General features: G+C 41.2%; 13 protein-coding genes. All 13 read left to right on the top strand.

Annotation, left to right across the window (positions count from 1 at the left end; translation table 11 throughout):
• The first annotated feature begins 145 nt into the window (after positions 1–145).
• Entirely contained in the window at positions 146–2,734 is a 2,589-nt protein-coding gene (leuS, locus tag P20429_RS04390) for a leucine--tRNA ligase (RefSeq protein WP_007585573.1), read from the top strand.
• Between the two features lies 1 nt (position 2,735).
• Complete coding sequence (gene lptE, locus P20429_RS04395) at positions 2,736–3,227, top strand: LPS assembly lipoprotein LptE (protein ID WP_007585571.1); 492 nt, start codon at positions 2,736–2,738, stop codon at positions 3,225–3,227.
• Complete coding sequence (holA, locus tag P20429_RS04400) at positions 3,227–4,264, top strand: DNA polymerase III subunit delta (protein WP_007585569.1); 1,038 nt, start codon at positions 3,227–3,229, stop codon at positions 4,262–4,264. Before lptE ends, holA begins: the two co-directional genes overlap by 1 nt.
• Positions 4,265–4,285: 21 nt before the next feature.
• Entirely contained in the window at positions 4,286–4,921 is a 636-nt protein-coding gene (gene nadD / locus P20429_RS04405) for a nicotinate-nucleotide adenylyltransferase (RefSeq protein WP_007585565.1), read from the top strand.
• Positions 4,922–4,976: 55 nt separating this feature from the next.
• Positions 4,977–5,294 (top strand): ribosome silencing factor, encoded by a 318-nt coding sequence (gene rsfS / locus P20429_RS04410; RefSeq protein ID WP_007585564.1) that lies wholly within the window; start codon positions 4,977–4,979, stop codon positions 5,292–5,294.
• A gap of 37 nt (positions 5,295–5,331) precedes the next feature.
• Positions 5,332–5,802, top strand: a complete 471-nt coding sequence (gene rlmH, locus P20429_RS04415) for a 23S rRNA (pseudouridine(1915)-N(3))-methyltransferase RlmH (RefSeq protein ID WP_007585562.1) — start codon at positions 5,332–5,334, stop codon at positions 5,800–5,802.
• A gap of 9 nt (positions 5,803–5,811) precedes the next feature.
• Positions 5,812–7,680 (top strand): penicillin-binding protein 2, encoded by a 1,869-nt coding sequence (gene mrdA / locus P20429_RS04420; RefSeq protein WP_033027044.1) that lies wholly within the window; start codon positions 5,812–5,814, stop codon positions 7,678–7,680.
• A complete protein-coding gene (gene rodA, locus P20429_RS04425) occupies positions 7,677–8,783 on the top strand; it encodes a rod shape-determining protein RodA (protein WP_007585558.1) in 1,107 nt (368 codons plus the stop codon). The genes mrdA and rodA overlap by 4 nt, the downstream gene beginning before the upstream one ends.
• The gene (locus P20429_RS04430; RefSeq protein WP_007585556.1) at positions 8,783–9,547 is read left to right on the top strand and encodes a septal ring lytic transglycosylase RlpA family protein; all 765 of its coding nucleotides are present in this window, start codon (positions 8,783–8,785) and stop codon (positions 9,545–9,547) included. The genes rodA and P20429_RS04430 overlap by 1 nt, the downstream gene beginning before the upstream one ends.
• 99 nt (positions 9,548–9,646) lie before the next feature.
• Positions 9,647–10,810, top strand: coding sequence for a serine hydrolase (locus tag P20429_RS04435; RefSeq protein ID WP_002958518.1), 1,164 nt, complete (start codon positions 9,647–9,649; stop codon positions 10,808–10,810).
• Between the two features lie 174 nt (positions 10,811–10,984).
• The gene (ybeD, locus tag P20429_RS04440; protein WP_002958517.1) at positions 10,985–11,263 is read left to right on the top strand and encodes a DUF493 family protein YbeD; all 279 of its coding nucleotides are present in this window, start codon (positions 10,985–10,987) and stop codon (positions 11,261–11,263) included.
• A gap of 19 nt (positions 11,264–11,282) precedes the next feature.
• Complete coding sequence (gene lipB / locus P20429_RS04445; protein ID WP_010554695.1) at positions 11,283–11,936, top strand: lipoyl(octanoyl) transferase LipB; 654 nt, start codon at positions 11,283–11,285, stop codon at positions 11,934–11,936.
• Positions 11,933–12,898, top strand: coding sequence for a lipoyl synthase (gene lipA, locus P20429_RS04450; protein ID WP_002958515.1), 966 nt, complete (start codon positions 11,933–11,935; stop codon positions 12,896–12,898). The genes lipB and lipA overlap by 4 nt, the downstream gene beginning before the upstream one ends.
• The last annotated feature ends 54 nt before the right edge of the window (positions 12,899–12,952 follow it).

Below are 12,952 nucleotides of genomic sequence, written 5' to 3'. Positions count from 1 at the left end.
GCTAACCACACTATAAAAAGGCAGGTTAACCTGCACTGAAAGTTACAATTTAATAAAAGCATGTTTTTGACGCTGTGAATAGTGTTTTATTTGGGGTATCCTAACGGCAATTTTTTATTAGTTTGCAAGAAGTCTGGAACCATAGATGCAAGAGCAATATAACCCGCAAGATATAGAGTCAAAAGTACAAAGCTACTGGGAAGAAAACCAGGTATTTAAAGTCACTGAAGATGAGAGCAAAGAAAAGTATTACTGCCTTTCTATGTTCCCTTATCCGAGTGGTCGACTGCATATGGGTCATGTGCGTAACTACACCATTGGTGATGTTGTTTCTCGTTTCCAGCGCCTGCAAGGCAAAAACGTAATGCAACCTATGGGTTGGGATGCGTTTGGTTTACCTGCAGAAAACGCTGCTATTAAAAACAAAACAGCACCAGCTAAGTGGACATACGAAAATATTGATTACATGCGTACTCAACTTAAGCAATTAGGTTTTGGTTATGACTGGGATCGCGAAATTGCGACATGTCATCCAGAATACTACAAGTGGGAGCAGTGGTTTTTCACTAAGCTTTACGAAAAAGGCCTAGTGTATAAAAAAATGTCGACAGTTAACTGGGATCCAGTAGATCAAACAGTACTCGCTAACGAGCAAGTTATTGACGGTCGCGGTTGGCGTTCAGGCGCTGTGGTTGAGCAAAAAGAAATTCCACAGTGGTTTATTAAAATTACCGACTACGCACAAGAGCTACTTGACGATTTAGACAAGTTAGAAGATTGGCCAGAGCAAGTTAAAACAATGCAGCGCAACTGGATTGGCCGCTCTGAAGGGTGTGATATTGAATTTAAACGCACCGATAACGACGAAACATTTAGCGTATACACAACACGTCCAGATACCTTTATGGGTGTTACGTATGTTGCTGTTGCTGGTGGTCACCCTATTGCGCAAGAAGCCGCTAAAAATAGCGATGCTATTGCAATGTTTGTTGAAGAATGCAAAAACACCAAAGTTGCCGAAGCAGACATGGCAACAATGGAGAAAAAAGGCATAGCAACAGGCTTTTACGCAACTCACCCATTAACGGGCGAGCAAGTACCAATTTGGGTTGCTAACTTTGTATTAATGCATTACGGCTCAGGCGCTGTAATGGCAGTACCTGCACACGATCAACGCGACTTTGAGTTTGCAACAGCGTACGGCCTAGATATAAAACAAGTCATTGCGCCTGCTGAAGGTTCAGATCTTGAAGTAAACCTAAAAGAATCAGCATTTACCGATAAAGGCGTACTTGTAAATTCGGGTGAATTTAACGGCCTTGATTTTGAAGCTGGTTTTAAAGCGATTGCCGATAAATTAGAAGCACTCGGTGTTGGTGAGCGTAAAGTAAACTTCCGCCTGCGTGACTGGGGTGTGAGCCGTCAGCGCTATTGGGGTTCTCCAATTCCAATGCTTAGCGATGAAGATGGTAAAGAACTTGCCGCAACAGAAGATATGCTACCAGTTCGCTTACCAGAAGATGTGGTAATGAACGGTGTAACTTCACCACTTAAAGCAGACCCAGAGTGGGCTAAAACAACAGTAAATGGCGCACCGGCGTTTCACGAAACTGATACGTTTGACACCTTTATGGAATCGTCTTGGTACTACGCACGCTACTGTAGCCCACGCTACGACGAAGGCATGCTAGATCCAGCTGCTGCTAACTACTGGTTACCAGTAAACCAATACATTGGTGGTATTGAGCATGCAATTTTACATTTATTGTACTCACGCTTTTTCCATAAATTATTACGTGACTTTGGTTTAGTTAATTCAGACGAGCCGTTTGACCGCTTACTTTGTCAAGGTATGGTACTTGCTGAAACATTTTATCGTAAAGATGAAAAAGGCGGCGATATTTGGATTTCGCCAACTGATGTAAACACCGAAACCGACGAAAAAGGCCGCGTTACTAAAGCATGGCACAAGGAAGACGGTGAGCCGGTATTCTCATCAGGCATGAGCAAAATGTCTAAGTCTAAAAACAATGGTATAGACCCACAACATGTAATTGCCCAGTATGGTGCAGATACAGTGCGTTTATTCATGATGTTTACAGCACCACCAGAGCAAACGCTTGAATGGTCAGACTCAGGCGTTGAAGGCGCACATCGTTTCTTAAAACGTGTATGGAAATACGCGGTAGACGTTAAAACAGTAGGTTACCAAGCACTTGATAAATCAGCGCTAACTAATCCGCAAAAAGTACTACGTCGAGACTTACACAAAGCAATTGCTAAAGTGACTGATGATGTTGAACGTCGTCAAACCTTTAACACTGCTATTGCAGCCATTATGGAGCTTTCTAATAAGTTATTAAAAGCACCACTGAGCGACAAACAAGATGTAGCGATTGCTAACGAAGCACTTGAAGCATTAGTTATTATGCTTGCACCTATTACTCCGCATTTATCGCATGAGCTTTGGAAAGAGCTTGGTAAAAAAGGCGAGATTTTAGATGCTGCATGGCCAAAAGTTGACGAGTCTGCACTTGTTGAAGATGAAAAACTAATCATCGTACAAGTAAACGGCAAGCTTCGCGCTAAGTTAACAGTGGCAGCTGGTGCAACTCAAGAGCAAGTAGAAGCCCTTGCGTTTGCAGAATCTAACGTAACTAAATTTACTGATGGCTCAACCATTCGTAAAATCATTTACGTACCAGGCAAGCTACTTAACGTGGTAGCTAACTAATATGGCTGCATTTAACGCCATTAAAAATGGACTAGCCTTAGTGCTAGTCTGTTTTTTGTTATCAAGCTGTGGCTTTCATTTAAAAAAAGTCTCTAGCCTGCCTGATAACTTAAAACAGCTAACACTTGTAGGCGATGACGAAAAATCGACTTTATTCACTGAGCTTAAAAAAGAGCTTAAAGCGAGTAACGTAGAGTTAGTATCGTCAGCTAAAGATAAAGCTCAATTGTATTTACGCAAAGAAAGCATTGAACGCCAAACACTCTCGCTGTTCCAAAACGGCCAAGTTGCTGAATATGAGCTCGCTTATGGCGTATCGTATGTAGTTAAACGCCCAGGTGAAAAAGCGATAGAAAAACGTTTTGAGCTTTACCGTAATTACCAAGACGATCCGGATCATGCATTAGCAAAAGCAAAAGAGCTTGAGCTACTTATTAGCGAAATTCGTGAGCAAGCCAGTCGTCGTATTGTTAGAGAGCTGTCGCAACTATAATGCGCTGCTATGCTAATCAACTACTGAGTGAATTAAATAAAGGGCTAAAGCCCTTTTATTTAGTATTTGGAGAAGAGCCTTTTCAAGAAGCGCAGTGCGTACAACAAATTCGCGACAGTGCTAAGCAACAAGGTTTTGATGAAGTAATTAAGTTTACTTTAATGCAAGGATTCGATTGGCAAGAAATTATAGCCCAGTACCAAAGTATGTCGCTGTTTAGCGCCCGCACTATTATTGAGCTTGATTTAAACCAACAAAAGCCAGGCGTTATTGGCAGCAACACCTTTAAAAAAGTAGTTGAACTGGTTAATCCCGATACTATTTTAATTGTTAAAGGCGCTAAAGCCAGCCAAGAAGTACAACGTGGGGCATGGTTTAAAGCCCTTGATAAGCAAGGCGTATTTGTACCTTGCTACCCGCTTACGGGCTCTCACGTAAAACGATGGCTTGATGAGCAATGCCAACGTTTATCACTTAATATGCAAAGCGACGCCAAAGTAAGCTTAATAAATGCCACCGAAGGCAACTTGTTAGCCTGTTTTCAGGAGCTTGAAAAGCTCTCGCTACTGCACGGCAATGCATTAATTACTCAGCAATTAGTAATGCAAGGTCTGTTAAACCAAGCCAAGTTTGATATTTTTGATTTAAGCGATGCACTATTAAATGGCCACGCTAAACAAGCTATAAAAGTATTAAACAAACTTGCCAGCGATAACACCGAAGTGGTGAGTATTTTGTGGGCTATAACCAAAGAGCTTAATACACTTATAAGTGTGCAACTTGGTTTATTAAATGGCGAACCTATCGCTAATTTATTTAAACAAAAAGCAATTTGGAAAAACCAACAAGGTCCAGTTCAAAATGCTATTAACCGTTTAAACATGCACACACTAGAACAAATAAACAGTGATGTTGCGTTGTTTGATGCCAGTTACAAGCAAGGTAATTTAATTGCACCTTACCAAGCGCTTGCTCATATTTGTATTAAATTTTGCCAGCCGCTCAACATTCCTATGCCGTGCCACGCGGTTAATTAATAAATAGCTAATGGGTGTTAAATGATCGCAATTTTTGGTGGCACTTTCGACCCAGTCCATTTAGGCCATCTAAATATGGCGCAGCAATGCGTAAATGCGTTTAATTTAGATACGCTTTATTTTATGCCCTGTGCATTACCTGCACATAAAGCAGCTCCGGGTATTAGTGCAGAGCACCGAATTAATATGCTCAACGCAGCTATTGCTCCTTATCCTCATTTTGAACTCGATTTAAGAGAACTTAATCGAACCGGTCCATCGTATTCGTTGCTGAGCTTACAAGAACTTCGTAAAGAACACCCCACTACACCTATTTTATTTTTAATTGGTATGGACTCATTTAACAACCTAGATAAGTGGTTTGAGTGGAAGGCAATAACGCAGCTTTGCCATATTGTGGTGTACCAGCGCCCTGCTCAACATTGCACTGTAACAGGTGAGCTCAAAAGCTATATGCAACGCGCAAATGCCGACGAAGTAGCGGCTCTTAAACACTCACTTGCAGGTAAACTTTATTTTTTACCGGGCGAAATGCTCGATGCGGCCTCAAGCACCATTCGCGAACAACTGAAAAAAAGTAATAAAAAGAATGAACTATTGCCCGATGCAGTGAGTCATTACATAGAAGTGCATCAGCTCTATCAAATTGATGCTTAAAAACTCCTAGCGTGTTAAAATGCGCGCCATTAAATTTTTAAATTGAGACAAAACCTTGGATTCAAAACAACTACTCGCCTTTGCTATGGACAAAATTGACGATATGAAAGCGCGTGACATCGTTCATATTGACGTTACTGGAACATCAGATATCACAGATTACATGGTAATTTGTTCTGGTACTTCTAAACGCCACGTACAGTCAATTGCCGATCACTTAGCAAAAGAAGCGCGTCATGCAGATTCAGAGCCATTAGGTTATGAAGGTGAAGGCGACGGCGAATGGGCACTGGTTGATTTAGGTGATGTGGTTGTACACGTGATGCAAAACGAAGCACGTAGCTATTACGATCTAGAAAAACTGTGGGGCTAAACGCTCACTCATTTTAGACAATGCTTGGAAGTTATACGTGAAAATACAAATGATTGCTGTTGGTACTAAAATGCCAGCATGGGTAGAAACGGGATTTGCAGAATATCAGCGACGTTTCCCTAAAGATATGGCCCTAGAGTTAATTGAAATTCAAGCCGGAAAACGTGGTAAAAATGCAGATATAAAACGTATTTTACACATTGAAGGTGAAAAAACATTAGCGGCTATTCCAAAAGGCAATCGTATTGTAACGTTAGAGGTAACAGGGAAAGCGCTGGATACTCACCAACTTGCTAAAAATATGGAAAAATGGCAACTCGATGGCCGCGATGTAAGTTTACTTATTGGCGGACCTGAAGGACTTGCTCCAGAGTGCATTGCAGCTTCTGAGCAAAAATGGTCGTTATCTAATTTAACATTGCCGCACCCTTTGGTGCGTATAATTGTTGCAGAGAGCCTTTACCGAGGCTGGAGCTTAAATAACAACCATCCTTATCATCGCGAGTAACCCCTTGCCATGCTAAAACATAGACCCACTATTCGTGACCACTCCGCAGAAGCAAACTTATTTGCTAGGCGAGCATTCGTGGGTTTTGTTTTTGTATTAGGATTAGTCGCTGTATTACTTTCTAATCTTTATACTATTCAGGTAGAAGATCACCAAGACTACCAAACCCGCTCCAACGATAACCGCATTAAAGTTATTCCTATTGCACCCAACCGTGGTTTAATTTACGACCGTAACGGTGTGCTACTTGCTGAAAACAAACCTGTTTACAATCTTGAAGTCATCCCCGAAGAGGTAGATGACCTTGACGAATCGCTTGATCAAATAAGTAAAATAATTGCGATTACAGAGCAAAACAAACAAGACTTTTTAAAAGATATAAAACACACCCGTCGTTTTAAATCACAAGTATTAAAAGCCCGCTTAGACGAAACAGAAGTGGCGAAATTTTCGGTTAATCAACATAAATTCCCTGGTTTTAGTATTGAGGCACGTCTGGCTCGCTACTACCCATTTGGTGACACGCTAACGCATGCGCTTGGATATGTTGCCAAGCTTAATAGAAAAGAGCTAAACCAATTAGAACAAGAAGATCGTGCAACCAATTACCGTGCTACATATGATATTGGCAAGCTCGGATTAGAAAAATACTATGAAGAAACATTGCACGGTAAAGTGGGCTCACAACGGGTAGAAGTTAATAACCGTGGCCGTGTAATTCGCACTCTAAGCATGACCCAGCCACAACCTGGTAGCGATTTAGTACTTACCTTAGACATTGGCTTGCAACAAATTGCACAGCATGGGCTTAAAGATATGCGTGGCGCTGTTGTAGTTATGGATGCAAAAGATGGTGGCGTGCTGGCACTTTATTCAAACCCAAGTTACGACCCAAATTTATTTGTACACGGCATTAGCAGCAAAAATTATAAAGCGTTACTTAACCAAGACCGTCCGTTAATAAACCGTACTACGCAGGGTCGTTATGCGCCTGCCTCTACGGTAAAACCCTTAATGGCTGTATTAGCACTTGAAGAAAATATAGTAAATGAATCAACATCAATGTGGGATCCTGGTTTTTTTCAAATTCCAAATGTTGAACACAAATGGCGAGATTGGAAACGTTGGGGCCATGGTCATGTGGATGTATACAAGGCGATTGAAGAGTCGTGCGATACCTATTTTTACGATGCGGCTTATCGGTTAGGCATTACTAAAATCAGTGATTTTATGGCCCGTTTTGGCTACGGCGATTTGTCAGGTATTGATATTCATGAAGAAACTACTGCTATTCTACCTTCAAAAGAATGGAAAGAAGGACGCTTTAAAGAGTCTTGGTGGCGTGGTGATACTATTTCGGTAGGTATTGGTCAAGGTTACTGGACTGCTACACCAATTCAAATTGCAAATGCGACTAACATATTAGTTAATCGTGGTATTAATCATCCACCTCATTTGGTGCAAGTAATAAAAAAAGATAGCGACATAACGCAAATTAACAACGAAGAAAAACCCCCTGTTATTTTAAAAGATCCACGCCATTGGCAAGTATCGTTAGATGCAATGCATAATACAGTTCAAAAAATATCAGGCACAGCGCACAAAGCATTTAAAGGCACTAACTACGACTCGGCTGGTAAAACGGGTACTGCACAGGTAGTTAGTATTGCCCAAGGTGAACGCTACGATGCAGAATCGCTTAAAGAGCGCCAGCGTGACAACACAATTTACGTAGGGTTTGCACCTTACAACGATCCTAAAATTGTGGTTTCTGTTGTATTAGAAAACAACCACGGCGGTATTCAAATTGCTCGCCAACTTATGGATTACTACTTTGCAGCCAATCCAGTTAATCTTGCAAGGAACGATACACCATGACCGCTTTGCACGATAAACGCTCTATTTGGATGCGTATGCATCTAGACCTACCACTGCTTATTGCATTACTCATAATGATGGCTGGTAGCATAATGGTTGTTTACAGCGCAAGCGGCCAAGACTCTTCAATGATGATTAGGCACATGACTCGTATGGGCGGTGCGGTTGTTGCTATGGTTGTTTTGGCCCAATTTTCGCCAGCCACATTAAAGCGTTTAGTGATCCCACTTTATTGCGTTGGTTTATTAATGCTAGTGGGTGTACTTTTATTTGGCGTAAGCTCAAAAGGCGCACAGCGATGGCTCGATTTAGGGGTGACACGGTTTCAACCTGCAGAATTAATGAAGTTGGCAGTCCCGATGATGGTAGCTTGGTATATAGGGCGTAACCACTTACCTCCTCGGCCAATGCACTTAATTATTGGCTTTATGATTGTAATGCTCCCTACATTATTAATTAAAGAACAACCCGATTTAGGTACCGCTATACTTATTGCAAGTTCAGGTATATTTGTTTTGTTTTTGTCTGGATTAAGTTGGCGTTTAATCGGCTTTTTAAGCTCTATAGTAGCGCTTGCCGCATGGCCATTTTGGCACTACGGTATGCATGATTATCAAAAGCAGCGTGTACTCACCTTTTTAGACCCTGAGAGCGATCCGCTCGGTTCGGGTTATCATATTATTCAATCTAAAATTGCTATTGGCTCAGGCGGTATAGAAGGTAAAGGCTGGCTGCTTGGTACGCAATCGCAATTAGAATTTTTGCCAGAGCGCCACACCGACTTTATATTTTCGGTTTTAAGCGAAGAATTTGGTTTATTTGGCGTATGTGTTTTACTTAGTCTCTATTTATTTATTATTGGCCGTGGTTTATACATTGCTGTTAATGCACAAGATGCATTTGGTAAATTGCTCGCAGGCGCACTCACCCTCACCTTTTTTGTGTACGTATTTGTAAACATAGGCATGGTATCGGGTTTATTACCTGTTGTAGGCGTACCTTTACCACTGATTAGTTATGGTGGCACATCGATGGTAACGTTAATGGCAGGATTTGGCATTATTATGTCAATCGCAACAGATAAAAGGATGCTTTTAAAATAATGCGACACACTAATCAGCTTATATTTACTACATTATTAATTTTACTTTTAAGTGCTTGTAGCAGTGGCTCTGGTAGTCGCTATAGCATGCGCCACGATGCAGCACCACTTAGAGCCCCGACTACACTTGAGATGCAAGACGCTATAGTTACCGAAGTAACTAAAAGTGCCAGCGCTAGTCGCCCATATACAGTGCTTGGTAAAAGTTATTCACCCATGCTTGATGAAACAGGCTTTAGTGAAGAAGGTATTGCCTCTTGGTATGGTCGTAAATTTCATGGTTATCACACTTCAAATGGTGAAACGTATGATATGTTTGCCATGACCGCAGCGCATAAAACGCTGCCACTACCTAGCTTTGTTAAAGTAACCAATACTGCAAATGGTAAATCGGTAATCGTACGCGTGAACGACCGGGGCCCGTTTCATGACGATAGAATAATTGACCTTTCGTACGCAGCCGCTTACAAGCTTGGCTATTACACCCATGGTACAGCAAAGGTTAAGCTAGAAGCCGTTACGCTTGCGGGCGCAACTGCGCGTCAAACCTATATTCAGGTAGCTGCAGGTAGTACACTTGCTAATATTGAAGCGCTTGCCAGCACATTGCGAGAGCAATACAAATTACCAACAAATATCGTTCAAAAAGACGACATTTACAGACTGCATTTAGGGCCAATAAAAGATACTCCTCATGCAGACGAAGTATTAAAAAAATTAAAACAAAATCAATTTCAAAACGCGTTCTTGCTTTACACTCAGTAAGACTAATACCCAAACTACCCCAGGATGCTCGCATCTTGGGGTGGTTTGGGTATAAAATGGCGTAACGCGAATCTTTAACTTTAACCATTAATGAGTATGATGAAATCTATTAAACATAAAATCCTCAAAGGTGTATGCGGCCTAGTTTGTACAGCCGCCGTATTTTCAGCCAGCGCCCAAATTATTCCGGCACCACCTCAAGTTAATGCAAAAGGTTATTTTTTAGTCGACTTTACAACAGGTAAAGTTATTGCTGAAGGTGAAGCCGATACACAGCTAGCACCTGCAAGTTTAACTAAAATGATGACCAGTTATGTAATTGGTACTGAAATTAAAGCAGGTAATATTGCCACTACCGATATGGTAACGGTAAGCGAAAAAGCATGGGCTAAAAACTTCCCAGAATCTTCAAAGATGTTTATTGAAGTAGGTAAACAAATTAGTGTTGATGAGCTTAACCACGGTATTATTATCCAATCAGGTAATGATGCATGTGTAGCAATGGCTGAGCATATTGCTGGAAGCGAAAGCGCATTTGCTGATTTAATGAATGCCCATGCTGCTAAATTAGGTATGAGCAACAGCCACTTTATCAACAGCCACGGCCTTGATACTGACGAGCACTTTACAACGCCACGCGATATGGCAACGCTAGGCGCTGCACTTATTCGTGATGTGCCAGATGAATATGCACTTTATAAGCAAAAATCGTTTACTTATAACGGCATTAAGCAATATAACCGTAACTCATTATTATGGGATGAAAGCTTAGATGTTGACGGCATTAAAACGGGGCATACATCAGAAGCTGGCTACAGCCTAGTTACCTCAGCAACTAAAAACGATATGCGTTTAATTGCTGTTGTTATGGGTACCTCAAGCGAACGAGCTCGTAAGGTAGAAAGTAAAAAGCTACTTAACTACGGTTTTCGTTTTTACGAAACAATTACTCCATACAAAGCAGGCGATAGCTTTGCAGAACAACGTATTTGGATGGGTAACAAAGAGAACGTATCTTTAGGTATTTTAGAAGATACACCAATTACTATCCCACGTGGTCAGCATAAAAACCTTAAAGCTAACTTTGAGCTAGATAACACGCTTGAAGCACCCCTTGCTAAAGGTACTAAAGTAGGTACATTATTCTTACAACTAGAGGGCGAAGATATTGCTCAATACCCACTAGTAACACTTGAAGAAGTGGAAGAAGGCAGCTTCTTTAGCAAAATTTATGATTACTTACGCTTACAGATCATGCAGTAATTTATATCTCCCCTATTAACTAGGTAACTAATTTAAACGTCTCCACTGTGAGGCGTTTTTTTTTGCTTGAAAAATGTTAGAATGCGCCCCATATAAGCAAGACTGCTAATTGCCTATCTGTATTAAGCTTCAAGCTTGCATAGAGTCCACACTTTTGTATGAGGAGTCACCGTCGTGGTTCAACCTGTTAAAGATACTAAATTTGATGAGTACCTAGAGTACCCTTGCCCATTTACATTCAGAATAATGGGTTTAGCTAATGTAAACTTAACTGATCAAATTTTAGCTAAGTTACAACCAATAGCACCTGGCGATTACGCCCCTAAAGTAAAACCAAGCAGCAAAGGTAATTACGAGTCAGTAAGCCTTGTAGCAACGGTTACTAGTGGCAAACACATTGAAGAAATTTACAACGTGATCAGCAATATTGATGACGTACGCCACATGCTTTAAGCCATAGTTGAGATTTGTTGTGAACGAAAACACTTTGATCGTACGCCAACTGGGTCGTCAGCGTTATATGCCAATTTGGCAAAAAATGCAGGACTTTACCGACACCCGTGATGAAAATACGCCAGATGAAATTTGGCTTGTAGAGCACGAGAGTGTATTCACCCAAGGTCAGGCTGGTAAGGACGAACACTTACTAGCTCCTGGCGACATTGAGGTGATTAAAGTTGACCGTGGTGGACAAGTAACTTATCACGGCCCTGGCCAGCAAATGATGTATGTATTATTTAATCTACGTCGTTTAAAGATTGGTGTACGTGAATTGGTTACATGGCTTGAAGAGTGCATTATTGAATCACTCGCCGAGTATGGTATTGAAGCTTATGCTAAAGCTGATGCACCCGGTGTTTACGTTAACGACAGCAAAATTGCATCCCTTGGGTTAAGGGTTCGTCGTGGTTGCTCGTTTCATGGCTTAGCATTAAATGTTAACATGGACCTAAGTCCATTTTTACGCATTAACCCATGTGGTTATGCGGGCATGAATATGGTGCAAACTAAAGAATTAGATGGTCCTCAAAACCTAGAAAGTGCAGGTGAAGGATTGGTGAAACACATGATCAAGAAGCTTAATGCAACACAGGTTAAGCATACTGAAGGGTTTGAAAACGAATGAATAAACCAGTCAAAATGGAACCAGGTGTAAAACTACGCGACGCAGAAAAAATGGCGTTGATCCCAGTAAAAGTTTTACCTACAGAAAAAACTGAAATGTTGCGTAAGCCAGAATGGTTAAAAATTCGCTTACCTAAATCAACCGATCGCATTGACGGCATTAAAAAAGCGCTACGTAAGCATGGCTTACACTCGGTATGTGAAGAGGCTTCGTGCCCTAACCTATCTGAATGCTTTAACCACGGTACAGCTACCTTTATGATTTTAGGTGCTATTTGTACTCGTCGTTGCCCATTTTGTGATGTTGCTCACGGTCGTCCATTAAAACCTGATGCCACTGAACCTGAAAAGCTAGCACTTACTATAAAAGATATGAAGCTAAGCTACGTTGTAATCACTTCAGTTGACCGTGATGATTTACGAGATGGCGGTGCTCAGCATTTTGCCGATTGTATTCGTGAGATTCGTAAACATAATCCAACTATTACTATCGAAATTTTAGTACCTGATTTTCGTGGTCGTATGGACCGCGCATTAGAGATATTAATCGAGACGCCACCAGATGTGTTTAACCACAATCTTGAAACTGCGCCACGTTTATACAAACTAGCTCGCCCAGGTGCTGACTACAAATGGTCATTAGAATTACTTCGTCGCTTTAAAGAAGCTCACCCAGAAGTTAAAACTAAATCAGGCTTAATGGTAGGTTTAGGTGAAGAAATTAGCGAAATTGAAGAAGTACTTCGCGATTTACGTGCACACAACGTTGACATGCTAACTGTAGGCCAATATCTACAACCTTCTAAGCATCACTTACCGGTTAAACGCTACGTGCCACCAGTAGAGTTTGACGGCTTAAAAGCGTATGCAGACGAAATTGGCTTTACTCACGCGGCTTCAGGTCCGTTTGTACGCTCAAGCTACCATGCTGATCAACAAGCAGCGGGCAAAGAAGTAAAATAACCACTTTTATCAAAGAATAAAAAAAGCCGTTAATAATGCATAATTATTAACGGC

It is taken from the genome of Pseudoalteromonas sp. BSi20429, from assembly GCF_000238895.1.
GTDB classification, from domain to species: domain Bacteria; phylum Pseudomonadota; class Gammaproteobacteria; order Enterobacterales; family Alteromonadaceae; genus Pseudoalteromonas; species Pseudoalteromonas arctica.
Note: the sequence above shows the minus strand (reverse complement) of the source record. Positions and strands in the feature narration are given on the sequence as shown.